Here is a 25,434-nt window from a genome sequence, read left to right as displayed (position 1 = left end):
GATTCTCCTCAGGCGGTCGATGCGTCCGAGGACACAGCGGCCAGCGCTTCGTCGACGGCTGCGATCAGATCGGGTGGTGTGAACATCAGGGCGCTGCGCACGGTTCGGCCAGCGGCCCATTTCGTCTCCGCGCGCACGGCCTCGGCCTTCCCGGGGTCGACGGCCGCGATCGTGTCCAGCAGCGCGCGGTAGGCGCGCGGCTCGTCGATCACATCGGCCAGGGACGAGGAGAGATCGAAGCGGATGCCGCGGTCCGCCGCCGCTTCGTCGCGGAAGCGCCATTCGTGCGCGCCCGAGCCGACCTCGTCGATCTCGCGATCCGGAAGGTCGACGATCGCGGTCGTGTTGGCCGGGACGCGGGCGGTGACGACGACGTCGTCGCCGTCACGTCGCCAGGCGACCGACGCGTGACCGTACGGCGAGCGCAGTGTCGCCGACGCGGAATCGAACGACGACAGCGGACGCGGGGCGATCCGCAGCACGCGATAGCCCGGCTCCTCGGGCGCGAGCCCCGCAACCGTGCGGTGCAGCCAGTCGGCGACGGCACCGAGCGCGTAGTGATTGAACGAGGTCATCTCGCCCGGGTTGACCGAGCCGTCCGGCAGCAGGCTGTCCCACCGTTCCCAGATCGTCGTCGCGCCCATCGTGACGGGGTACAGCCACGAGGGGTTCTCGGTCTGCAGCAGGAGCCGCTCCGCGGCATCCTTGTGCCCGCCCTTGGTGAGCGCATCGGTGACGAGGGGCGTGCCGACGAAGCCGGTCGCGATCCGGTAGCCGCCTTCGCGGACGACGTCGGCCAGTCGCTGCGCGAGTGCGTCGCGCAGTTTCGGGCGCGTGACGAGGCCGAACTCCAGCGCCAGTGCGTATGCGGTCGGCGCATCGCTCATCATGCGACCGGCCGGCGTGACGTACTCGGCCACGAACGCGTCGCGGGCACGATCGGCCAGCCCGGTGTAGCGTGCGGCGTCCTCGGTCTCGCCGAGGAGCGCTGCGCTCTCGGCGACGATCCGCAGCGAACGGGCGAAGTAGGCCGTGGCGACGATGTCGCCGTCGACCTTCGCATCGCCGGGCTTGTCGGGTGGGGCGGACGGGTCCAGCCAGTCGCCGAGCTGCATCTGCCCGGCCCACAGGCCGGTGTCGCCGGCCTGTGCCGACACGCACTCGACCCAGGCCCGCATGCTCGGATACTGCACTCGCAGCACGCCCAGATCCCCGTAGGACTGGTGCAGCACCGCTGGGACGACGGTTGCGGCATCCCCCCACGCAGCCAGGGAACCCGGCCCGCCGAAGCCGGTGAGCGCCTGCGGCACCACGACCGGCACGTCGCCGTCGTTGCGCGTCTGCTCGAGAGCGAGGTCTCGCAGCCATGAGGTCAGGAACGCGTCGCTGTCGTACAGGTATGCCGCGGTGGGGCTGAAGACCTGGATGTCACCGGTCCAGCCCAGTCGCTCATCGCGCTGCGGGCAGTCGGTCGGAATCGACAGGAAGTTGCCGCGCATGCCCCACACGACGTTCTCGTGCAGGCGGTTGACCATCGGATCCGAGCTCTCGAACCAGCCGGTGCGGGTCATGTCGGTGTGCAGCACGACCGCCTCGACGGATGCGGGATCGAATTCGCCCGGCCAGCCGTCGATCTGGGCGTAGCGGAAGCCGTGGAACGTGAACCGCGACTCCAGGGTCTCCTCGCCACCGGCGAGGTCGAACGTCGCGGTGGATGCCGAGTTGCGCAGCGGTCGCAGAGCCAGTTCGCCCTCGTCGAGCACCTCGGCGTGGCGGACCGTGATCCGATCGCCCTCGGCGCCGGTGACGCGCAGCCGGAGTCGTCCGACGAGGTTCTGACCGAAGTCGAGGATCCGTGCGCCGGACGGCGACGTGAAGACCTCCACGACCGGACTGGTCTCGATGCGGCGCACGGGTGGTGCGATGCGCGCCTCCGGCCGTGGCACGTTCTCGTAGCCCGGGCGCGCGACGGCGCCGACGCGCGCCGGGGGCCAGGCCGAGTCGTCGAACTCGGGGGTCGACCAGCCTGCGATGGCCCGGCGGAGGTCCTGATGCTCGCCGGCGTAGATTCCACTGTCGACGATCGGTCCGTCACCGAGGGCACGCCACCCGTCGCCGGTGGACGCGAGGGTGTCGAAGGACCCGTCGGCGTACTCGACGCGCAGCTGGGCCAGCAGGCTCGGCTGGTCGCCGTACACCTGGTCGGTGAAGACGAAGAAGCCGTACTTCTCGGTGTACCACGCCCCGGCCAGCGCCGCCGCGAGGACGTTCTCACCCTCGTGCACGAGGTCGGTGACATCGACGGTTTCGTGGATCAGACGGTCGCGGTAGCTCGTCCAGCCGGGCGCGAGGACATCGTCCGAGACCGGGCGGCCGTTGATCTCCGGCTCAGCCGATCCCAGCGCGGTCCACAGCAGCGTGACGCGACGCACGGGGCGATCGAGGGTGAACCGCGTGCGCAGCAGCACCGGCTGGGCGGGTCGTTCGGCGTGCGCGAGCCCGATCGGCTGCGCGATCCATTCGTCGTCCGCGAGGAACGCCGCAGTCACGCGTGCCGGAGCGCTCCAATCGGTCTGGGTGCCCCCGGCCGAACGTGCGCGAACCGTCACCTCGCGCGACTCGCCGACGCCGAGGTCGCTGAACGGCCAGTCGACGAGGACGCTGTCTCGAATGTCGAGCGTGACCTCCTCGGCGTTCGCGCCGGAGACGGCGCGCAGATCCACGGATGCCTGCACCCAGCCTGCTTCGTCGGAGTCGACGGTCCAGGTCAGGCGCGGTCGCGCAGTGGCGACCAGGGCCGTGTCGTCTCGGAGTTCCGCGCGCAGCGTCGCGATCGTTGCCGTCATTCGTCGTCTCCTTCGGCGATCCAGGACTGAAACGATACATCGCCGCTCACCGCGTACAGACCGAGCACCCGCCCCGTGAAGGACTCGGTGGTCTCCGAGGAGAGGAACCGACCGTCGACCTGCGCGAGCTCGACCCGCCGACCGTCGATCGTCGCCGCAAGATGGATGATGTCGCTCGTCTGCACGAACCCGCCGTCGGAATCGGGCTTGAGAGAGTCGAGGTGCAGGTCCACAGGACCGGTGGGTGCGGGATGCGTCCACTCCTGGCGCAGTCCGCCGATCACGGCACGCGCGGTGAGCAGGTCCGCGGCGACCTCGATCTCGACGTGGAATCGCTCGTCGTAGCGGACCGCGAGCCCGCCGGTGCCCCGAGCCGCATCCACCGTCACGGATACGCGGTTGGTCAGGTGCTCCTGACGACGACCCAGAAAGACCGGGTGCACGTCGTCCAGCGTCGATCCGTCGCCGTGCAGCGTCAGCCAGCCGGGGCGAGCGGACAGGTCGGCGATCGCGGCTGTCGGGCGCCTGATCGCGAGCCACTCCCCGTCGAGTTCGCGCTCGGGAGAGAACGCGACTTCGACGCGGGTACCCGGCCGGGCCTTGAGCAGCACCGGATTGATGGTCGGCCAGCCGTTGCCGTGCCACTGGACGCGCGAGACGAAGGTTTCCCGGCCGAGGGACGAGAACGCGCGGGTGCCGCTGCGGGGTCGCACGCCGAGCATGATGCAGAACCACTCGTCGTCCGGCCCGATGACGAGGTCGCCGTGACCGGTGTTCTGCACCGGGCGGATCGTGGAGCGGGCCGAGACCAGCGGATTCTGCGGCGCCGTCTCGAACGGTCCCTCCGGGGAGGCGCTGCGGGCGATGCTGATGCCGTGCCCGCGCTCCGTGCCGCCCTCGGCGATCATGAGGTACCAGGTGCCGCCGACCTCGTACAGGTGCGGCGCCTCGGGGAACTGCCCCCCGGTGCCCGACCACAGTGACCGCGGCTCCTCGAGCGCGACGTGGTTCTCGAGGTCCACCTTCACCTGGAGGATGCCCAGGTGCGTGCCCAGCTCGGGGCCGCTGAGGATCAGGCCGGAGTAGGTGATGTAGACGTTTCCGTCCGAATCCCATGCGATGTCGGGGTCGATGCCGTTGATGCTCTCCGATCCGTTGGCGCTGAGGATCAGGTCTCCGGCGCTCCAGGGACCGGCGGCGTCGGTGGCTGTGAAGTGCAGCATCCCCCGCCCCATCGCCACGGTGATCACCAGGTGGAACACGCCGTCGTGGTGGCGGATCGTCGGAGCCCAGACGCCGCCCGCGGTCGGCACGTCCGCGATGCCGAAGACCTCGGGCGTCGCGCCGACGTGGCCGATCAGCTCCCAGTTCTCGAAGTCGCGCGAGCGATGGATGGGGATCCCGGGCAGGTACTCGAACGACGAGGTCGCGAGGAACCATTCATCACCGACCCGGACGACGCTGGGATCGGGGTGGAAGCCGTTCAGGACGGGGTTGTACAGCGTGGTCATGTGAGTGCCTCTTCGTTGCTCGAGATCATGAGGACAGAAGTCGGCCGAGGTCGGCTGCGAGGGCGATCGCGCGGGGGTCCCCTCCGCCGGGCCACGGGCCGCGGGCGATCGTGTACGCGAAAGACAGTCCGGTATCAGGATCGACACTCGCGAACGCGCCGGCGGCGCCGTCGTGGCCGAACGCCCGTGGCCCGCCGAACGGCATCGCGGCGGTGGGCTTCTGGAAGACGATCGAGTGCGCTCGGCCCTGCTGACCGAGGACCTCGTCGTAGCCGCGGACCTGCTGCTGCCCGATGACCTCGACCGTGTCGGCACTGAGCACGGGTGCGGCGCCGTTCACGCCGGTCACTGTCGCCGCAAGCAGCTTCGCGATGCCGCGGGCGGTACCCGTTCCCGATCCCGCCGGGTGACCGAATCGCCAGCTGACCGGGTCGTTGGCCAGATCCACAACGGGACCGGGCATTCCCATCACCACGGGAGCCAGGATGGAGCCGTGGATGATGGATGTGTCGGATACCGGCCGCACCATCGGCAGAATCCTGACGAGTCGGCTCTCGTGCTCGCGCGGCAGCCCGAGGAAGAAGTCCACGTCCAGCGGCCGCCGCAGCTCCTGCTCGTAGTACTCGCGCAGCGTGCGTCCGGTCAAGCGGAACACCAGCTCGGAAGCGAGGTTGCCGATCGTGACCGCGTGGTAGCCGAACGCGCTGCCGGGCAGCCAGAACGGCCGGCTCTGCGCGAGCCGCTCCGCTGCCGCATGGTCATCCAGCAGTTCCGCCCAGCTCAGTGCGGGCGTCGCCTGCGGAAGACCCGCCTGGTGCGAGAGCAGCTGACGCACGGTGACGCCCTGCTTGTCCTTCGCGGCGAACTCCGGCCAGGCCGAGGCGACCGGCGCGTCAAGGTCGAGCAGGCCGCGCTGAATCAGCAGCCCCACAGTCAGCCCGATCGTGTTCTTCGTGACCGAGTAGGGCACCAGCACCGAGTCGGCGGACAGGTGCGGGCCGCCGACGACGTCGAGCACGAGCTCGCCGTCGTGATAGGCAGCGACCTGGAACGACAGGTCCGGGTCGCCGCCGAGCATGTCGTCGAGGCGCTCGACGATGCCCGCCAGACGATCGTCGGCGACGCCCTGGGCGAGGCCCGACAGGGCGCTGGAGGTCATACGGTCGCCTCGACCACCGCGGCGGCGCGCTGGACCGACAGTGGCAGGCTCCGCACCGACGACCCGGCGCGCAGCGTGTACTCCCCCGCCTCGACCTCCCAGCCGTCGGCCCAATGGGCGAGCCGCCGGTCGGCGACGTTCACGCGTGCGGTCACGCGCTGCCCGGCATCCGCTCGCACCACGGCGAAGCCGACGAGCCAGCGAACCGGGCGCTCCACCGCCGAGTCGGGACGCTCCGCGTACACCTGCACGACCTGCTTGCCCGCGCGATCGCCGGTGTTGGTGATCGTGACGAGCACGTCGTCGCCGTCGAGCTCGATCTCATCCCACGACCAGCTCGTGTACCCGAGCCCGTGGCCGAAGGGGTATGCCGGCGAGGAGCCGGCACGCAGCCATGCTCGGTAGCCGATGTGGATGCCCTCCTCGTAGACGAGCGCACCCTCGGTCGGAGTCACCTCGGTCACCGGAACGTCCTCGAGCGTGGCGGGCCACGAGGTCGGCAGGCGGCCGCCCGGTTCGGCGACGCCGCTCAGCACGTCCGCCAGCGCGGCGCCGAACTCCTGGCCGCCGAACCAGCCGAGGACGAGCGCGGCGACCTCATCTCGCCACGGCATCACGACCGGCGACCCGGCGTTCACCACGACGATCGTCCGCGGGTTGGCAGCGACGACCGCACGGACCAGGTCGTCCTGGCGTCCGGGGAGGTTCAGATCGGTGCGGTCGTAGCCCTCGGATTCGACCTTCGAGTTCGTTCCGACGACGACGACCGCGACCTCGGCCGCGGCAGCCGCCTCGGCCGCGCGTGCGATCAGCTCGTCAGGGTCGGCGTCATCGGGCGCGATGCCCACCGTGGCGCTGAAGACGCCCTGCAGCGGAGAATCGGTCGGCCCCATCGTGAACTCGGCGCGGATGTCGACCGGCTCGCCCGCGGTGACCTGCACCGGCGCGGTGGCCGAGGGCGGGTTGAGGAACGCGGCGCCCAGATCGGTTCCGGTGATCACCGGGGTGTCGTCCACGACGAGCTCGTCGTCCACGAAGACGCGTGCGTGACCGCCGCCGGCGAATCCGAGCAGGATGCGTCCGGTCTGCTCCGGGATGTAGCGGGTCCGCAGCGTGAGCTTCGCCGAGTCGTTGATCGGAGCATCGCCGCCGAACCACACCAGGGCCGTCGCGCGGCGGTCCTCGGCGAAGAGCACCGAGCCGTCGGCATCCAGGAACTCGACGCGTGCGCCTGGTTCACCCGTCACCGGGTTCTGCATCTGCGCGAGCGGCAGCTCGGCCACACCCTCCTGCACGACGGCGCCCAGTGAATAGCCGACCTCCGCGCCGGCGAACGCGCCACGGATGCCGTCCAGCGGGGTCGTGATGCGCTCCGGCAGCACGGTCGCGCTGCCGCCGCCCTGGGTGCGCGCGTCGCGGGCGTTGTGGCCGATCACGGCGATCGAGCGGACGGCGGAGGAATCCAGGGGCAGGATGCCGTCGTTGCGCACGAGCACCGTGCCCTCGATCTCGGCCTCGCGGGTGAACGCGACGCCGTCGATCGGCGCCACCGGCAGCGCCGGCGTGCCTTCGAGGGCGCCGACGCGTGCGGCGAGCAGCAGCATCCGGAGCACCTTGCGATCGATGTCCGCCTCGTTCAGCCGTCCGTCGCGAACGGCCGCCACGGCATCGGCCCACGCAGGGGCGGGGCCGGGCATCGCGAGGTCCTGCGCAGCGGGTATCGAGTCGAGGCTGCGGACGGCGGTCCAGTCCGAGACGACGATGCCGTCGAAGCCCCACTCGGAGTTGAGCGGCGTCTCGAGCAGATCGTTCTCGGTCATCGTGACGCCGTCGACGGAGTTGTACGCGCTCATGATCGCCCATGCACCCGCGCCGACCGCGCGTTCGAACGGCGCGAGGTACAGCTCACGGAGCGCGCGCTCGTCCACGTGGACATCGACGGTGAATCGGTCGGTCTCCGAGTCGTTGGCCACGTAGTGCTTGGGCGTGGCCGCGACACCGTTGTCCTGCAGCCCGCGAACGTATGCCTGCGCGAGTTCCGCGGTCAGCTCGGGGTCTTCGCTGAAGCATTCGAAGTGGCGGCCGCCCAGCGGGGAGCGGTGCAGGTTGATGGTGGGCCCGAGGACGACGTCGACGTCCTTGCGACGCGCCTCGGCCGCCGCGGCGGCGCCGTAGCGATACGCGACGTCCGCATCCCACGATGCGGCCAGTGCAGAGGCTGACGGCAAATTCAGCGACGGGTCCCGCTCGTCCCACACCGGTCCGCGGACGCCCGCGGGCCCGTCCGAGAGCGTCATCGCGCGCAGGCCGATCTTGGGCAGCGGGACTGTCGTCCAGAAGTCGGCTCCCTGGATCAGCGAGATCTTCTCCTCGAGGCTGAGCTGCTCCAGCAGCGGGCGCAGGTGGTCGGTCGAGGTCGTCATGGCAGCTCCTAGAAGAGAAGAGGGCGAGTGGATGCCGCGCCCGCGCGCTCGTGCGTGTGCGGGCGTGCGGGGCGCGGCGGTATCAGGACGCGAGCTTCTCGGCGTCCAGCAGTGCGCGGCGATCGACGCGGCGCACTTCCTGCTTGTCCGGGTCGGGGACCGGTGAGGCCATGAACAGCCGTTGCGTGTACGGATGCTGCGGGCGTGCGGTGACCTGATCGCCGTCACCGTTCTCGACGATCTCGCCCCGGTACATCACCGCGACGCGGTGGCTGATGTGGCGCACCACCGCCAGGTCGTGCGTGATGAACAGATACGCGACGCCGGTGCGGTTCTGGATCTCGATGAACAGGTCGAGGACGCGCGCCTGGGTGGACAGGTCCAGCGCGGAGACCGGCTCGTCGCAGACGATCAGCTTCGGGTCCAGTGCGAGCGCCCGTGCGATCGCGATGCGCTGCCGCTGCCCGCCGGAGAACTCCCGGGGGAGCCGGCTCCGCGCGTCGGCGGGGAGGCCGACCTGGTCGAGCAGGTCTCGGACGCGACTCTTCGCCGTCGCATTCGCGACGCCGCGCGCCTGGAGTGGCTCAGCGAGGATCTGCTCGATCGTCAGGGACGGGTTCAGCGACGAGTAGGGGTCCTGGAAGACCACCTGGATCTCGGAGCTCAGCGCGCGACGCTCCCTGCGGTTCAGGTGACTGATGTCCTGCCCGTCGTAGGTGATCTTCCCGCCGGTGACGGGCGCGAGTCCGAGCACGGCGCGGCCGAGGGTGGTCTTTCCCGATCCGGACTCTCCCACCAGCCCCAAGGTCTCGCCCGGCTTGATGTCGATCGAGACGCCCTTGAGCGCCTGGAACGGCTTGGCGCGGAATCCCTTACCGGGATATTCGACGACCAGGTCGTCGACGGTCAACAGCGACTCGCTCATCGGCGTGCTCCTTGTTCGTTCGCGCCCGAGAGCGCGGGGCGTGCGGGCCCTTCGTCGAGGATCGACTCCAGCAACGACTTGGTGTACGGATGCTTCGGATCGTTGAAGATCGCACGGACCGGGCCGGTCTCCACGAACAGACCGGACTGCATCACGGTGACCCGGTCGCAGAGATCGGCGACGACGCCGAAGTTGTGCGTGACCAGCAGCATCGCCATGTGGCGCTCCGCCTGGAGATCGCGCAGCAGATCGAGGACCTCGGCCTGCACCGTGACATCCAGGGCGGTGGTCGGCTCGTCGGCGATGATCAGATCGGGGTCGGTCGAGACCGCCCCCGCGATCAGCACACGCTGGGCCATGCCGCCGGAGACCTCGAAGGGGTACGCCTTGAAGGTGCGCAACGGCTGCGGGATGCCCACGCGTTCCAGGAGCGAGAGCGCCTTGTCCGTGGCATCCTTCTTGCTCATCCCGAGCCCGACGCGCAGCGGCTCGACCAGCTGGCTGCCGATCGTGAACGACGCATCCAGGTTGCTCATCGGCTCCTGCGGGATGTACGCGATGCGACGCCCGCGGATGCCGCGGTACACCGCGTCGCTCCCGTTCTCCAGGCGGGTGCCCTCGTAGTCGATCGACCCGCCGGTCACACTGCCGCCCTTGGGCAGCAGCCCGAGCACAGCGAACGCCGTCTGGGATTTGCCGGAACCGGACTCGCCGATGAGGCCGTGCACTTCGCCCTTGCGGATGTCGAGCGAGACGCCGTGCACGACCTCCGTCGTGCTTCCGTCGCTCTGCCCGTATCCCACGCGGAGGTCCCTGACGCTCAGGATGACTTCGCCCGAGCGAGCGGCTGCCCGCTCGTCGTCGGCGTGCCGGATCGGCTCACCGTCGACGGTGACGAGGTCGACCTCGTCGCCCAGGTCGCTCATGCTCGTCGCCGTGGTGACCGCGGCGATCGAACCGGTGCGGCTGGTGACCGCGCGACGGTGCTTGCGTCGTACGACGACCGTGCGCTCGAGCACGTCCCGCATGGCGTTGGCGAGCAGCATCAGCGCGATGCTCGTGAGGCCGATGGCGAGCGATGGCCAGAGCATCAGCAGCGGCGCCTGGTAGATCTTCGAGAACGCGTCGTTGAGCATCCCGCCCCAGGTCGGCACCGACGTGTCGCCCAGGCCGAGGAACTCGAGGCCGGACTGGATCGCGATCGCGATGATCGCGACGATCGCGGTCTGGATGATGATCGGCGCGCGGACGACGGAGAGCACATGGCGACCGATGATGCGCAGGTCGCTCAGCCCGGAGACCCGCGCGGCGTCCACGAACAGCTCGGATCGGACTGCGGTGACCATCGTGTAGACGAGCCGGAAGTAGGCCGGGGCCAGCACGACGCCGAAGATCAGCATCGCGATCCAGACCGAGGGTCCGAGGACGGCGCGGGCGGCGAGCAGCACGACCATGGCGGGAAGCGCCATCACGAGAGCCGTGAACCACGAGGCCACCGTGTCGAACCAGCCCTGGTAGTAGCCCGCGATCAGACCCGTGATCACGCCGAGCACCAGGGCGGTGACGACCGCCAGCAGCGCGGCGGCGATGCTGACCTGGGTCGCGGCCAGCAGTCGTGAGAACACGTCGCGGCCGGCGCTGTCCCCGCCGAGGAGGTGTTCGGGACTCGGCGGCGCCAGGATGAGCTGGAGCGAGGCGAGGTTCGGATCGTACGGTGCGATGAGCGGCCCGATGATGGCGATGATGCCGACGAGGGCCAGGAAGATCATCGACACGAGCGCGAGCGGGTTGCGCAGGAGGCGGCGGAACAGATGGTCGGCGCGCGCTCCGGACGTGGGAACCGCGGCAGGGACTTCGACGGCGGTCATGACAGTCTCACCTTCGGGTTGAGCGCGGCCTGCGCGAGGTCGATCAGGAGGTTGACGACCACGGCGATGATCGCGGTCACGATGACCACGCCCATCACCACCGGCACGTCGCCGGAGGTCGTGGCGGTCACCGTCAAGGAGCCGATGCCGGGGAGGGCGAAGATCTGCTCGACGATGACGGCGCCGCCGATCATGCCGATGAACTGCACCGCCAGGAGCGCGAGGGCGGGGCCCCCGGCGTTTCGCAGCACGTGCTTGTAGACGACGCGGTTCGAGCTGAGTCCTCGACTGCGGAGCGTACGCACATAGTCGCGGGACAGTCCGTCAAGCACCGAGCCGCGAACCTGCTGGGAGATCGTCGCGATGCCGCCGATGGCGAGAGCGATGATCGGCAGGGTGACGCTGGTCAGCCAGCCGGTGAACGAGGTCGTGATGGGGATGTAGCCGGTCGCTTTGAACCAGTGCAGGTTGATTGCGAAGATCAGCACGAGGAACAGGGCGATGAGGAAGCCCGGGATGGCGAAGCCCAGGATCGAGAAGAACTGCACGGTGCCGTCGACAGCGCCGCCGCGTCGCGCCGCGAGGATCCCGAGGACCACCGAGAAGATCGCCGTGATGATGATGGCGCCGATCACCAGCGACAGGGTGACCGACAGCCGGCTCGCGAGCTGGACCGTGACGAGCTGCCCGTTGAACCAGGACCGGCCGAGGTCGCCGGTGACGGCCGACGAGAGCCAGGTGCCGAACTGCACGAACAACGGCTGATCGAGGCCGAGCTCAGCTGCCTTCTGGGCGACGAGCTCTTCGCTGGCGTTCTGCCCGAGGATGGTGCGCGCGATGTTGCCACTGCCCAGATACAGCAGCGTGAAGGCGATGACCGTGATCACGACGATCAGGACCAGGCCCGACAACAGGCGGCGCAGGATGAATGTGAGCATGGCTCCACTCCTGTGTAGAGAAAGACCGGAGGACGACGGGAAGGCGAGGAGGCCTGGCCCGCCCGATCACTCGGGCGGGCCAGGGAGGGCGACTACTGCTTCGGCTGGAAGTCGTAGATCGCGGGGTACGCGTTGGTCGGGAGCATCTCGACCGTCGTGTTGGCGTCGGTTGCGACGCTGCCCTGCACCCGGAAGAACGGGGCGAACCAGCCCTGCTCGACGATGTAGGTGTTGAGCTCCTTCGCGACGGAGGCCTGCGTGGCCTCGTCACCGTACTGGATCTCCTGGATGTACTCGTCGACCTGCGGGTCGGAGTACTTGAACGGGTTGAACACGGCCGTGGGAGCGATCATGAACTGGATGAGCTGCCAGTCCGGGTTCTGCTCCAGGGCCATGAACGATGCGGGGTACTTCGGGGCGAGCAGGTCGGCGATGAAGTTTCCCATCGGGACGTCGACCTGTTCGACGGTGATGCCGATGTCGGCCAGCTGCTGGGCAACCAGCGTGTATGTGGTCGCACCGAGCACCGACACCGACGGCATCGAGATCGTGAGGCCATCGGCGTAGCCGGCCTCGGCCAGGAGGGACTTGGCCTTCTCCGGGTCGTAGGTGTAGTACTCGTCCAGCTCGGGGTCATAGGCGTCCGAGGTCGCCGGGAACACCTGCGTGGTGACCGTGCCGTTGCCGAACTGCGTGGCCTGCAGCAGTCCTTCGCGGTCGAACGCGTAGTTGATCGCCTGACGGACCTTCACGTCGGCCAGCGCTGGGTCCATCGTGCCGGCGCGGTCGAGCAGGAGCAGACCCTGGAAGTCGAGCTCGTTGGCGTTGACCGTCCAGCCGGCGCCCTCGACCTCGTCGAGCGCATCGTTGTTGGCGAGCTTGACGCCGTTGGCCTCGCCGGCCTTGATCGCGTTCAGCGCGGCGGTCGGGTCGGTGAGCGTGTTGATCACGAGGTTGTCGTAGTGCTGGACGTCAGGGTTCCAGTAGTCGGGGTTCTTCGTGTAGGCGTACGTCGTCCCGGTGACCGTGGCGGCCGTGTCGAGCACGTACGGACCGGAGCCGATCGGGGTGGTCGCGGCATCGGGATTGTCGAAGTTCGCCTCTGCGCCGACCAGACCGGGATCGCGCGTCAGGTAGTCCAGCATCGCGGGGTCCGGCGCGCTCAGGGTGATCACGACCGTGGTGTCATCCGGCGCCTCGAAGCTCGCGACCCCGGCGAAGTAGCCGGCATCGGGTGAGGTGCCGTCCTTGAACCGCTGCAGGTTGCCGACGACCACATCGGCGGTGAGCGCCGAGCCGTCGGTGAATGTCACGTCGTCGCGGATGGTGAGGGTGAGCACAGTGTTGTCGTCGTTGTACGACCACTCGGTCGCCAGCCACGGCTCGATCGTGCCCTCGGGCGTCGCGAGCAGAAGCGTGTCGAAGACGGCCTGGTAGAACGGCGAGCGGTTGCCCCATTCGGAGCCGGCCGGGTCGAACGTGGTCGGCGCGGCGATGGCGCCGAGCGTGAGGGTGCCTCCGCTTCCGCCTTCTCCACCGCCGTCGGTGGCTCCGCCGGCACAGCTGGACAGGGCCAGTGCGGCGGTGACGGCGATAGCCGCTGCTGCCGCGGCCTTCTTCCATCGGATCATCTTCGAGTCCTCTTGGTAGGGGGTGATTCCACTGCGGATCACCTTCGAGGGGTTACGCTAACACCAAATACGAGCGCGCACTAGGTTTTTGAGATAAATTTCTAGTGGACGCTTGGTTTTCAGATCCGAGCGCGCAAGAATGACAGCAGAACGACCGACGACGGTCAGGCAGATGACCGAAGACGGTCCGAACGATACGGTGGGACAGTGACCCAGACCCCGTCACAGACGCGTGTCCGCAAGCCACGCGGTGAGTACGCGAAGACGAGCGCCAAGCGCATCGCCATCCTCGACGCCGCCCTCGAGGTCTTCGCCGAGTCCGGCTACCGCTCCGGTTCTCTCCGCGATGTCGCCGCACGCGTGGGCATGAGCGAGGCGGGACTCCTCCATCACTTCCCGAACAAGAGCGCCCTCCTGGCCGCCGTCCTCGATCGGCGTGACGATCACGCGCGGGAGATGGTCACCTTCGAGGCGCCCGACGGTGCGGACACGCTCCGCGGACTCGTCGATCTCGCGGCCTACAACGCATCGGTTCCCGGTGTCGTCGAGCTGTACTGCGTGCTGTCCGCCGAGGCGACGGCGCCGGATCATCCGGCCCACGACTACTTCGTCAATCGGTACGAGTTCACGCGCCGGACGATCGCCGGGGCGTTCGAGTCCCTCGTGGCGGAGGGCCGCGTACAGGCCGGGCTCACGCCGACCCGTGCCGCGATCTCCACGATCGCACTCATGGACGGGCTGCAGGTGCAGTGGCTGCTGGATCGCAGCGTCGTGGACATGGCCCAGGAGCTGCGGGAATTCTTCTCATCCGTGGTGGACATGTCCTTCGACGACGCCGTGGTCACCGAGGCCGGGGTCACCGAGCCCGCGCTCGCGAACGACTAGCCACGCCTCGGGCATGATGTCCACATGCCCCTCGATGCACCTGACCTGCTGACCGAGCGCGCGCATTTCAGTCGCGCCGAGTCCCGCGAGCTCGGCAAGAGCCTGCGCCGGGTGGTGGGCAGGTCGGAACTCGCAGAGCGCCGTCCCGCCGACCGTGACGTGGCCGTGCATCTGCGCGAGCAGGGCGCGCAGCGTGTCGCGGACCTGCTGCCGCTGCGTCGTGAGCGCATGCTGGCGAGCCCCTTCGCGTTCTACCGCGGAACGGCGGGTCTGATGGCGCTGGACCTCGGCGGCGACCCGCATTCCGGCATCCTCGTCGCCTCCTGCGGCGATGCGCACATCAGCAATTTCGGCTTCTATGCGTCGCCGGAGCGTCAGCTCGTCTTCGATCTGAACGACTTCGACGAGGCAGCCGTGGCACCGTGGGAGTGGGACGTGAAGCGGCTGCTCACGAGTGTCATCATCGGCGGCCGCCATGCCGGCTACGCGGAGAAGGACATCCAGCGCCTCACGGCGACGGCCTTCGGCGCGTATGTGGCGATCCTGCGGCAGATGGCGCAGCTCAGCCCGGCGGAGCGGTATTTCCTGCACCTGAACGTCGAGGCGGCGCGGCGCACGCTCACGCGGGACGGCCGGCGGGTGCTGAATGCGACCCTGGCCGCCGCGGAGCGACGCACGACCGCGCGTGCGGTGCGCCGCACCACGGAGCGGGACCCCGATGGGCGGCTTCGCTTCGTGGAGAATCCTCCGACCATGGTGCGCTTCCACCTGGACGACGCGGGCGAGCCGATCGGCGACGCCGACCCGGCCGACTCGATCCACGCGCTCTTCGCCCAGTACCGCGACACCGTGAACACCGACATCGACACGGTGCTGGCGCAGTACGAGCCGACCGATCTCGCGCGCCGCGTCGTCGGGGTCGGCAGCGTCGGCACGCGCTGCTACCTGCAGCTGCTGCAGGGGTCGGACGAGGACGCCCTTCTGCTGCAGGTGAAGGAGGCGGGCGAATCCGTCCTCGCACGGTACGGCGGCATCCGCCAGCCCACCCGCATCACCGAGGGCGGGGAGGTGCACGGCCAGGGACATCGCGTCGTCGGACTGCAGCGTGTGCTGCAGGCGGTGTCGGATCCGTTCCTCGGATACTTCCAGGCGAACGGACGGGACTTCTACGTGCGCCAGTTCCACGACATGAAGGGATCCGTCGACCTCGACGACATCTCCCTCGCCGCATTCACCGACTACGTCACCTCGTGCGCGGGATTGCTGGGGCGTGCGCACGCGCAGAGTCCCACCGCAGGGCAGGTGGTCGGCTACATCGGGAGCTCGGATGCCGCATCCCGGGCGATCATGCAGTGGTGCCGCGCCTACGCCGACCAGTCCGCCGCGGACTTCGAGGTCGCCTCCGCCACGAGCTGGTGAGTCCTCAGCGCGGTGCGACCCGAGCGCCTCGGCCGCGCACGGTGCGCAGCTCCGCGACGAAATCGAGCTTGTCGAGGACCGGTGCGGGGATCACGAACGGGTAGAGGTCGTCCTTGCCCATCGACCGGTTGATCATGTTGAGGGCGATGGACAGCGGGATCCACACGCCGCCGACGAGGTCGCGGAAGCGGGAGAACGCCTCGACTCCGGCGACCGCGGTCAGTCCGTACTGCGATGCCGTCTGCACCGTGTCGCAGATGTGCAGGTAGTGCGCCCAGGTTTCGGCGAAATCCTCGTACGGGTGCATCGTCGCGTAGTTCGTGAGGAAGGACTGCTCCCATCCCGCCGGGGCGCCCAGCGCGTAGTGGCGATCGATCGCGGCCTGATAGTCGGCCCGCTCGTCGCCGAACAGGGCTCGGCACCGCTCCAGGCGGTCTGCATCTCCTGCGATCTCGACGAGCTGCCACTGGAAGTAGTGACCGATCTCGTGCCGGAAATGTCCGAGCATCGTGCGGTAGGGCTCGTCGAGCTCGCCGCGGAGCCGTTCGCGATAGGCGGGATCGCTCTCGGCGAGGTCGATCGTGATCACCCCGTCGTCATGACCGATGACGACGTGCCGGTCGGTGCTGGAGAGCAGGTCGAAGCACACTCCGTTCACGGGGTCGCCGCCGTCGGCGGCATCCTTCCCGATCACCGCGAAGCCGAGGTCGTCGAGCTCGGCGAGGAGGTGGCGCTTGGCCCGCTCGGCGAGCGGGTAGTTGGCCATGCCCGCGGCATCCGCGTCGTTCGGTCTCGTCCGCGTCAGTGAGCAGCTCGAGCACTGGCCGCCCTCGAGAGGTGCCAGCCAGGTGCATCCGGAGAGATTGAGGTTGCGGCAGACGTGCCAGATCCAGCCGGCCGAATCGACGTACCGGCCGTCGCGCCCGACCGGCACGATCTCGCCCTCGCCGCGCGAGTATCCGAGCGAGGTCCCGCAGACCACGCAGAGGGAGTTCTCGAAGTACAGCGGACTGGCGCACACGCGGCATCGGTACGACTTCACCGCCTCAGGCTCGCACAGTTCGCCGAGCGGACCTCACCCTTGCGCGTATTCCTCGAGTGGTGCAACATCCACGGCGACCTTGAGCGTCGACTTCTTCGCCTCGGTGTAGATGACGCCCTTCACCGGCGGCACATCGCCGTAGTCGCGACCCCAGCCGACCGTGACGTGGCGGTCCGAGGCCCACTGGTCGTTGGTGGGGTCGATGGCCAGCCATTGATCGGACCCGGGGATCCAGACTGCGACCCAGGCGTGCGAGGCGTCCGCGCCGACGAGGCGGGGCTTGCCCTTCGGGGGCCGGGTCGCCAGGTAACCGCTCACGTAGCGCGCCGCCATCCCATGACTGCGCAGGCAGGCCAGCGTCACGTGGGCGAAATCCTGACAGACCCCGGCGCGCGCCTCCATCACGTCTGCGACGGTGCTGGTCACGGTGGTGGCCGTCTTGTCGTAGTCGAACTCGGTCTTGATCCGGTGCATGAGATCGGTGACCGCCTCGCCGATGGGGCGACCGGGGGTGAGCGAGATGGCCCCGTACTCGCGGGCCGCGTCGACGTGCTGCGCCTTCGGGGATTCCAGGGCGAACTCCGTCGCCGCCCACGCACCCGGCGAGATCGTCGGGTTCAGCAGCGGACGCGCGTTCTCCCACGGCTGCGAGAGCGCTTCCGCGTCGTAGATGGTCGGCACGACGGAGACTTCGCTGACGGCGTCGATCACCAGCTGCAGGTGGGGCTCGGTGACGTGGAAGTACGTCACGGTGTTGCCGTAGAGGTCGACGTCGTCGGCGACATCGCCGGGCGGCGGGTCGATCGAGAGCACCGGTGTGCTCACCTGCTGCCAGGGCAGCTCGCGCGGACGGCACCGGGCCAGCCCGAAGCTGCTGGACACGTCGTCGTCGTACGAATACGTGGTGCGGTGGGAGACGCGGTATCTCACGGAGTCGTCCCCCTCACACTCTCAGGCCGGTGATCTCGGCCAGCAGCATGGGCTGCGGCTGCGGGCCGGCGGCGAAGTGCAGGTGCACGATCGCGTCGCCCAGGCGGTACAGGTGCGAATGCGTTCCGGCCAGGAAGTCCTCCAGCTGCGGCCGGCGACCTTCGACGGAGACCGCCAGCGCAGCGATGTCGGCCGCCGCGACGTCCTCCTCGAGATGCTCGAGGAGGCGTTCGGGCCGCGTCGAACCGGTGGAGCCGGCCAGCTGCGACAGGTGGTCGCGCAGGCGCGCCAGGCAGAACGCGATCGAGCGGGGGTTGTCGGGGTCGGCGACGAGCAGCTCGAGGACATCGGCGACCCGGACGCTGCCCCGGAACCGGCGACGGTGGGTGACCGAGCTCTCCGCGGCCATCAGCACGCCGCCGAGCACGGCGCGATCGGTGCCGACACCGAGCGACTGCGTGGCGGTGGCCGCCAGCAGCGTGCACACCTGCATCGCACGTTCGAGGTGGCGGCCGGCCTCGATCGCGTGCCACCCGTCGTCGCGCATCATGTTCGCCGTCACACCCTGCAGGGAGAGGATGCCGCCCAGCATCCTGCTCGCGGATTCGGCGATCTGAGGCCGGCGTGACGCGCGCATCGCCCTCATGGCACGGTCGGTGCTGCCGAACGCACGCCACGTGTCACCGGACATCTGGTCGCGCACGCCCTCGAGCGTGTCGCGCAGCCGCTCCAGCGAGTGCGCCGCCGAGCCGGCCCGGTCCGCGTCCAGCAGCAGCGAGCGCAGTTCGAGATCCGAGTCGAGCCACCGCGTCCCGCAGAGGCGCTGCAGGCTGCCGATGAGCGCGCGCAGCGCCGCGCCGCCGCCCGTGGTGGGGCCATAGTCGAGCTGCTCTGCGTGCGTACTCGCGGTGATCACCAGACGGACCAGGTCTTCGGCGCGTTCGGCGTACCTGCCCGACCAGAACAGGTCCTCGACGGCCCGGGGCGAGAGCACCGGCACCGCGCGGGTCAGCGGCAGGGCCGTCACCTCGACGATCCCCTGGTCGGGGTCGGCGGGCGTGCCCTTGAGCACCCAGACGTCTTTGGTGCTGGGCGCTTCCTTGCGGTCGTTGACGAGCGTGGCAAGTCCGCCGACGAGCGGGCGATAAATCGACCCGTCGCGCACCGTGAAGCCACGGAGCGCGACCTGGCTGGGGTTGGCGCGGCCCGACGCGCGTCCGGCATCGCCCCAGGACGGCACCTGGGACAGGGGCAGCCGCTCCTGCCCGACGTAGCGGTGCGGCTCGGCGAGGATCAGCCGGCTCAAGGTGTCGGAAGCAAGCGCAGCCAGATCGGCGGCCGAGCCGTCGATGCGACGGATGATGATCGCGTCCGGCTCTGTCGCGAGGGTCTCGAGGACCTCGGCCCGCTGGTCCTGGTCACCGCACCATCGGGTCGGCACGGACGGCAGGCGCAGCTGCTCCCCAAGGAGCCGCTCGCAGATCGCGGGCATGTACGGCATGAGGCCGGGGTTCTCCAGCACGCCGGCACCCAGGCCGTTGACCAGGCGGACCCGTCCGCGCCGCACGGCCTCGGTGAGCCCCGCGACGCCGAGCTTCGACCCCGCACGCAGTTCGAGCGGATCGCACCACTCCGCGTCGACGCGCCGCAGGATCACATCGACGCGCTCGTGCGGCGCGACCTGCGGGAAACCGGCCGGCTTCATCCACACCCAGCCGTCCTGCACGACGAGGTCTTCACCCTGGACCAGAGGGAAGCCGAGGATGTTGGCGATGAACGCCTGGTCGTACGCAGTCTCGGACAACGTGCCAGGCGACATCACCACGACCCGCGGATCCTCGACGCCGACCGGCGCGGCCTGCAGGAGCGCGGAACGCACAGCGGAGAAGTAGGGCTCCATGCGATGCAGCCCCGCCTGCTCGTACAGTTCGGGGAGGACGCGGGAGAGCACCCGGCGGTTGGCCATCGCGTAGCCGAGCCCGGACGGCGCCTGGACGCGATCGCTCAGCACGTGCCATTCTCCGGCTGCGTCCCGGCCCAGGTCGGTGCTGGAGAGCACGAGCGGATGCGGGTCGAACCCGGTCGTGCGCGCGACCGGACGTGTGAACCCGGCGTGACCGAACACGACCGCGGCCGGCACGATCCCCTCGGAGAGCAGGCGCTGCTCCCCGTAGATGTCGGCGAGGATCGCGTTGAGCAGCTCAGCCCGCTGCGCGAGGCCGACCTCCAGGCGCGCCCAGGTCGCAGCATCCACCACCAACGGCATCGGATCCAGCCGCCACGGCTGGGCACCCGCCTGCGGATTCCCGTAGGTGACGCCGTCGTCGGCCAGCAGCGTGGTGATCTCGATGTCGATGCGCTCGAGCTCCGCCGGGGTCAGTTCGACCGCGATCGCGGCCATGCCCTTCCACGCGGGGCGCAGCGCGCCGTCCGGCCCCACGACCTCATCGAAGCGCGCACCGGAACCGTCCTGCAGGTGCAGGGGCAGTGTCGGCTGCGCGATGGCGGCAGCGTAATCGCGGAGGAGGCTCACTCGGCCGGAACCCTCCGCAGGTCCAACGTGTGCGGATAGTCCAGCGTCGCGGCACGGCGACCGCGTTCACGAAGGGCTGCGACGTCGATCCGACCGGCCGTGTGCCCGCGCGGCTCGAACCGGCTGGCTCGACGGGCTTCGGCCTCGTTCGCGTTGACCGGCGGGTGATCGTAGGAGCGTCCGCCGGGATGCACGACGTGATACGTCGCGCCGCCGAGACTGACCCCGGCGTCGGCATCGATGACATCGAAGGTCAGTGGCGCATGGACCTCGATCGACGGGTGCAGCGCCGACCAGGGCTGCCAGGCGCGGTAGCGGACGCCCGCGAAGTACTCGCCGGGGACGTCGGTCGGTGTCAAAGGCATCGGAACACTGTTGCACGTCACGAGGTGCACTCGGCGATCGACGCCTGTCACTTTCACCTGCACGCGCTCGACCGACGAGTCGACGTACCGGGCGGTCCCGCCCGCGGTCGCCTCTTCGCCCAGGACGTGCCACGGCTCGATCGCCTGTCGCAGTTCGAGCGTGATCGGGCTGTGCGACCCGCCGATCGAGGCCAGCCCGATCCTGGGGAAGCGGAACTCGGTGAACGCGTCGAACCACTCCTCCTCGAATTCGATGCCGTGCGCACGCAGATCGGCGACGACCTCGGCGATGTCGGCGGTCGCCCCCTCGGGCAGAAGGAAGTCCTCATGCAGGCGCGTGCCCCACCGCACCAGCGGTGCGGTCAACGGCGCGTCCCAGAACATCGAGACGAGGCTGCGCACGAGCAGCGCCTGGACCAAAGCCAGCTGCGGATGCGGCGGCATCTCGAATCCGCGCAGCTCGAGGAGTCCGAGCCTGCCGCGGCTGGAATCCGGGCTGTACAGCTTGTCGATGCAGAATTCGGCCCGATGGGTGTTGCCCGTCAGGTCGGTCAGCAGATGCCGCAGCGCCCGGTCGACGACCCACGGCGAGGGATGCATCCCCTCCGCGGTCGCGAGCGCCATCTGTCGGCGCACCTCCTGCAGCGCGATCTCCATCTCGTAGACCGCCTCCGGGCGGCCTTCGTCGAAGCGCGGCGCCTGGCTGGTCGGGCCGATGAAACGTCCCGAGAACAGGTAGGACAGGCTCGGATGCCGCTGCCAGTACGTGATCAGGCTGGCCAGCAGATCGGGCCGGCGAAGCAGCGGCGAATCGGCCGGCTGCGCGCCGCCGAGGGTGATGTGGTTGCCGCCCCCGGTGCCGGTGTGCAGGCCGTCGAGGTCGAACTTCTCCGTGGCGAGCCGGCTCTGCCGCGCATCCTCGTACAGCGTGACGGTCAGATCGCGCAGCTGCGACCACGTCTGCGTCGGCTGGACGTTCACCTCGATGACGCCGGGGTCGGGCGTGACGATCAGCTGGTTCAGGCGCGAATCCGGCGGCGGTGCATAGCCCTCCAGTACGATCCGGCACGGCACGCGGCGAGCCGCTTCTTCGATCACGGCGAGGAGGTCCGCGTAGGCCTCGAGCGATCTGGTCGGCGGAAGGAACACGTGGACCTGGCCCTCGCGAGCCTCGACCGTGAGCGCGGTCGTGAGCGCGCCCTCAGGATCGACGACGGAGACCGAACGGATGCCGGGCTCCAGCGGCGGCCCCTCGTCGAAGTACGACGGCTCGTCCGAGTCCTGCGGATCGGTCCACGCGATCGAATCCAGCGGCAGTCGGGAGCCGACGGCGCTCGTACCGGGAAGGAGGACGAGCCGGCCTCGACGGAAGCGCCACGCCGGGCTGGTCCACTCCTGGCCGGTGGTCAGCGGAAGCACCCACCCGGTCGGCGTGCGCACGCTTTCGTCGAGAGCCCGGACATCCGCCGCGATGGGCTCCGCCGCGCCGGGTCGCGCACCCTCCGGCTCGCGGAGTTCGGCGCTGAGCGCGGCCAGCGGATCCTCGTAGCCGGGCAGCAGCTGCCGTGCGGGCAGGCCGAGGAGCGTCGTCACGGTGCGTGCGAGGAGCTCGGCGTTCGCGGGCGCGTCGAGGTCGGCATCCTCCCGCCACGGATTCGCGAAGAGGCTGGGGTCGTTCCAGAGCGCTTGGCCGTCGGTCCGCCACTGCAGCGCGATGTTCCAGCGCGGCAGCGGCTCGCCCGGGTACCACTTGCCCTGGCCGCGGTGCACCACGCCGCCGCGGGCGTAGGTCGAGCGCAGCCGCTCGGCGAGGCCATCGGCGAGTTCACGTTTGTGCTCGCCGTCGGCATCCGTGTTCCACTGCGGACTCGTCGCATCATCGAGCGAGACGAACGTGGGCTCGCCACCCATGGTCAGCCGCACGTCGTTGCGCTGCAGACGCTCGTCGACGAGGAGTCCGAGCGCGTCGATGCGCTGCCACTGCGGATCCGTGTACGGCTTCGTGGTGCGCGGATCCTCGTGGACGCGCAGGACCTCGTTCGCGAATGAGAATGTGACCTCGACTGGCTCGGTCGCCCCTTCGATCGGGGCGGCGCTGGAGGGGTGCGGTGTCGCGCTGAGCGGGATGTGGCCCTCACCTGCGAACAAAGCGCTGGTCGGATCCATGCCGATCCAGCCCGCGCCGGGGACGTAGACCTCGGTCCACGCGTGCAGGTCGGTGAAGTCCTGCGCCGGTCCGCTCGGGCCGTCCAGCGCCGCCTGATCAGCGGCCAGCTGCACGAGATACCCCGAGACGAAGCGCGCCGCGAGGCCGTACCTGCGCAGCAGGCTCACCAGCAGCCACGCGCTGTCGCGGCACGAGCCGATCGCCCGGGCGAGGGTCTCGTCGGGAGTCTGCACACCCGGCTCCATCCGCACGTCGTACGCGACGTCGCGGTGCACGGCGCTGTTGAGCGCAGCGAGGAACTGCACCATCGGCACGCCGTCGGCCGGCAGGTTCAGCTCGTCGAGCCAGCGTCCAGCAGCCTCGCTGTCATCGACCGGCCGCAGGTACGGCGCGAGGTCGGCCTTCAGGCCCGGCTCGTACTCGAACGGGAATCGCTCGGCGTACTCCTCGATGAAGAAGTCGAAGGGATTGATCACCATCAGGTCGGCCACCAGGGACACGGTGATCTTGAGGTGATCGATGCGCTCCGGGAACACGATGCGGGCGACCCAATTGCCGAACGGGTCCTGCTGCCAGTTGATGAAGTGGTTCTTCGGGCTGACATCCAGCGAGTACGCCTCGATCGGCGTCCGCGAGTGCGGCGCAGGCCTCAGACGCACCACGTGGGGGGTGACCTGCACCGGGCGCGCGAACTCGTACCCGGTGTAGTGCGTGAGGGAGACCTTTGTGGACATTCCCACAGTGTCGCCCAATTCTGTTGCGCGCGGGTTTCGTGGCGGTGCTTGCAGCCGCCGAGACCCGGCAATTCCGTCCAGTCCCGGGCGCATCGTCCCCGGTCTCGGCTGCGGGGACGGGTCTCGGCCGCGAGTCCGAGGTTTCGGCTGCGACCCATGGGTTTCGGCTGCGACCCCGGGTCTCGGCCGCGACCCGGGGTTTCAACTGCGACCCATGGGTTTCGGCTGCGACCCCGGGTCTCGGCCGCAGCGCTGACCGATCGCGATCAGTTCGAGGGGTCTTCGCCCTTCGTCCCCTCGGTCGCCGCTCTGCGGTCGGCATCCGCACTGTCGATCTGGTCGTCGTCGAGGTCCGGGTCCAGCGGCTGATCGTCCGGGTCGAGCGGATCGACCGCTTCCGTGATGATGTCGGGTCCGTCGATCGCAACGTCGTCGCGGTCAGTGATCGGCACCGGAGGAATGGGAGGGTTCGCGGGGTTGGTCATGATGCTCCGTTCACGGTTTCGCGAGGGGCTGTGCCGTTACCGTAGGTTCTCGCCGGCCCGCTCGACGAGGGCCTGGAACCCCGGCGCGGGACGTGCTAGTACCGTCGACGCCGGCCGACGGCGCGGGCCCCGCGGGCGCAGGCCTCGCCGCCGCCTGCGCCGAGACCCCGGTCGTCGGCGCCGAAACCCCGGTTTCGTCACGAGACCCGGCCCTCTGCACCCCGGTCTCGGCGGAAATGCCGGGTCTCGGCGCCGACGCGGCCGGAACACCCCGGCTCGGCGCCGACGCGGCCGGAACACCCCGGCTCGGCGCCGACGCGACCGGAACACCCCGGCTCGGCGCCGACGCGGCCGGAACACCCCGGCTCGGCGCCGACGCGACGGGAACGCCGGCCGCGGCGAGCGCCTGCGACACGTCGTCGGTGAGGTCGTCGACGTGCTCCAGCCCGACCGAGATCCGCACGACCCCGGCGCCCGGCTTCGCCGGACCCGCGACCGGCCGGTGCGTGAGCGATGCCGGATGCTGCACCAGCGAGTCGATGCCGCCGAGTGAGACCGCATGCTCGATCAGGTCGCACGCCTCGGTGAACCGGGCGGCTGCGTCGTACCCGCCGGCGAGCTCGACCGCGATGATCGCACCGGGGCCTTCCAGCTGGCGTCCGATCAGCCCCACGGGATCCTGCCCCGGGAGCCCCGGGTAGTGCACGCGCGCGACCGCGGGATGCGCGCTGATGCGCTCGGCGAGCACACGGGCGGTCTCCTGCTGGGCCCGCACCCGCAGCGGCAGGGTGCGCAGGCCACGGTGCAGCAGGTACGCCGCCATCGGATGCAGCACGCCGCCGGTCAGCGCCCGCACCTGGCGGAGCCGCGTCACCCAGTCCTCGTTCGCGGCGACGACCCCGCCCATCACGTCGCCGTGGCCACCGAGGTACTTCGTCGCGCTGTGCAGCACCAGCGTCGCGCCGTGCCGCGCCGGCTGCTGGAGGATCGGCGTCGCGAACGTGTTGTCCACCAGCACCGGCACGGTTCCCGCCGCGGCGACGACGTCGGCGATGTCCACGAGTTCGAGCGTGGGGTTGGCCGGGGTCTCGACGATCACGAGTCCGGTATCGGGACGGATCGAGGCGGCGACCTCGTCGACGCGCGCCCACGTGACGCTCGTCCCGAGCAGTCCGCTCTCGAGCACGTGATCGGTGCCCCCGTACAGCGGGCGGACCGCGACCACGTGCGGGCGTCCGGCTGTCACCGACGCGATCAGGCAGGCCGAGAGCGCGGCCATGCCGCTCGCGAAGGCCACGGCGCCCTCGGTCGACTCCAGTTCGGCGAGCGCATCCTCGAAGCGCGCCACTCCGGGCTGCCAGAGCCGCTGGTACACCGCGCTGCGTCCGTCTCCGAGCGACTGCCCGGTCGCGAGCTCCTCGTAGGAGAGCCCGCCCGACTCGACGTCTGCCAGCGGGTTCGTCGTCGAGAGATCGATCACCGGCACGTGCGAGCCGCTTTCGCGAACGCCCGCCATCCCCGCGTGCACCGCTCGCGTCTCGATCCGGTGATGCCACTTGTCCATGCGGCCAGA

At 69.7% G+C, this 25,434-nt stretch carries 15 protein-coding genes and 1 pseudogene; 2 read left to right on the top strand and 14 right to left on the bottom strand.

The annotated features are described in order from the left end of the window. Positions 1 to 8: 8 nt before the first annotated feature. From BLT19_RS05800 to BLT19_RS05765, 8 genes are all read right to left on the bottom strand, one after another. Entirely contained in the window at positions 9 to 2,846 is a 2,838-nt protein-coding gene (locus BLT19_RS05800) for an alpha-L-rhamnosidase (protein ID WP_091487587.1), read from the bottom strand. Continuing rightward, positions 2,843 to 4,357: a glycoside hydrolase family 43 protein gene (locus BLT19_RS05795; RefSeq protein WP_091487584.1), complete on the bottom strand. Its 1,515-nt coding sequence runs from the start codon at positions 4,355 to 4,357 to the stop codon at positions 2,843 to 2,845. The genes BLT19_RS05800 and BLT19_RS05795 overlap by 4 nt, the downstream gene beginning before the upstream one ends. 25 nt (positions 4,358 to 4,382) lie before the next feature. Continuing rightward, a complete protein-coding gene (locus tag BLT19_RS05790) occupies positions 4,383 to 5,516 on the bottom strand; it encodes a serine hydrolase domain-containing protein (protein ID WP_091487582.1) in 1,134 nt (377 codons plus the stop codon). Beyond that, complete coding sequence (locus tag BLT19_RS05785) at positions 5,513 to 7,939, bottom strand: glycoside hydrolase family 3 protein (RefSeq protein WP_091487580.1); 2,427 nt, start codon at positions 7,937 to 7,939, stop codon at positions 5,513 to 5,515. Before BLT19_RS05785 ends, BLT19_RS05790 begins: the two co-directional genes overlap by 4 nt. A gap of 82 nt (positions 7,940 to 8,021) precedes the next feature. Next, the gene (locus BLT19_RS05780) at positions 8,022 to 8,864 is read right to left on the bottom strand and encodes an ATP-binding cassette domain-containing protein (protein ID WP_091487577.1); all 843 of its coding nucleotides are present in this window, start codon (positions 8,862 to 8,864) and stop codon (positions 8,022 to 8,024) included. Beyond that, positions 8,861 to 10,732 (bottom strand): dipeptide/oligopeptide/nickel ABC transporter permease/ATP-binding protein, encoded by a 1,872-nt coding sequence (locus BLT19_RS05775; RefSeq protein ID WP_091487575.1) that lies wholly within the window; start codon positions 10,730 to 10,732, stop codon positions 8,861 to 8,863. Before BLT19_RS05775 ends, BLT19_RS05780 begins: the two co-directional genes overlap by 4 nt. Beyond that, the gene (locus BLT19_RS05770) at positions 10,729 to 11,670 is read right to left on the bottom strand and encodes an ABC transporter permease (RefSeq protein WP_091487573.1); all 942 of its coding nucleotides are present in this window, start codon (positions 11,668 to 11,670) and stop codon (positions 10,729 to 10,731) included. The genes BLT19_RS05775 and BLT19_RS05770 overlap by 4 nt, the downstream gene beginning before the upstream one ends. 92 nt (positions 11,671 to 11,762) lie before the next feature. Next, positions 11,763 to 13,301 (bottom strand): ABC transporter substrate-binding protein, encoded by a 1,539-nt coding sequence (locus tag BLT19_RS05765; protein WP_091493386.1) that lies wholly within the window; start codon positions 13,299 to 13,301, stop codon positions 11,763 to 11,765. Between the two features lie 207 nt (positions 13,302 to 13,508). Between BLT19_RS05765 and BLT19_RS05760 the strand changes: the two genes are divergently transcribed. Continuing rightward, a complete protein-coding gene (locus BLT19_RS05760; protein ID WP_091487570.1) occupies positions 13,509 to 14,186 on the top strand; it encodes a TetR/AcrR family transcriptional regulator in 678 nt (225 codons plus the stop codon). 24 nt (positions 14,187 to 14,210) lie between these two features. Continuing rightward, positions 14,211 to 15,605, top strand: a complete 1,395-nt coding sequence (locus tag BLT19_RS05755) for a DUF2252 domain-containing protein (protein WP_091487567.1) — start codon at positions 14,211 to 14,213, stop codon at positions 15,603 to 15,605. Positions 15,606 to 15,609: 4 nt separating this feature from the next. Here the strand turns inward: BLT19_RS05755 and BLT19_RS05750 are convergent, their stop codons facing one another. The 6 genes and pseudogenes from BLT19_RS05750 to BLT19_RS05725 form a co-directional block, all read right to left on the bottom strand. Beyond that, entirely contained in the window at positions 15,610 to 16,647 is a 1,038-nt protein-coding gene (locus BLT19_RS05750; RefSeq protein WP_091487564.1) for a zinc-binding metallopeptidase family protein, read from the bottom strand. Between the two features lie 33 nt (positions 16,648 to 16,680). Beyond that, entirely contained in the window at positions 16,681 to 17,577 is an 897-nt protein-coding gene (locus BLT19_RS05745; RefSeq protein WP_091487562.1) for a transglutaminase family protein, read from the bottom strand. Between the two features lie 13 nt (positions 17,578 to 17,590). Then, positions 17,591 to 20,110: a circularly permuted type 2 ATP-grasp protein gene (locus BLT19_RS05740; RefSeq protein WP_091487559.1), complete on the bottom strand. Its 2,520-nt coding sequence runs from the start codon at positions 20,108 to 20,110 to the stop codon at positions 17,591 to 17,593. Beyond that, positions 20,107 to 23,376: a transglutaminase family protein gene (locus tag BLT19_RS05735; RefSeq protein WP_091487556.1), complete on the bottom strand. Its 3,270-nt coding sequence runs from the start codon at positions 23,374 to 23,376 to the stop codon at positions 20,107 to 20,109. The genes BLT19_RS05740 and BLT19_RS05735 overlap by 4 nt, the downstream gene beginning before the upstream one ends. A gap of 266 nt (positions 23,377 to 23,642) precedes the next feature. Continuing rightward, a complete protein-coding gene (locus BLT19_RS05730; RefSeq protein WP_231917812.1) occupies positions 23,643 to 23,828 on the bottom strand; it encodes a hypothetical protein in 186 nt (61 codons plus the stop codon). Positions 23,829 to 24,252: 424 nt separating this feature from the next. Further along, positions 24,253 to 25,425: pseudogene (locus BLT19_RS05725) on the bottom strand (trans-sulfuration enzyme family protein); the annotation flags it as partial. Positions 25,426 to 25,434 lie beyond the last annotated feature (9 nt).

The sequence above is a fragment of the Microbacterium pygmaeum genome, assembly GCF_900100885.1.
GTDB classification, from domain to species: Bacteria; Actinomycetota; Actinomycetes; order Actinomycetales; family Microbacteriaceae; genus Microbacterium; species Microbacterium pygmaeum.
The sequence above is the reverse complement of the archived record's forward strand: the minus strand, read 5'-3'. Positions and strand labels throughout refer to the sequence as shown.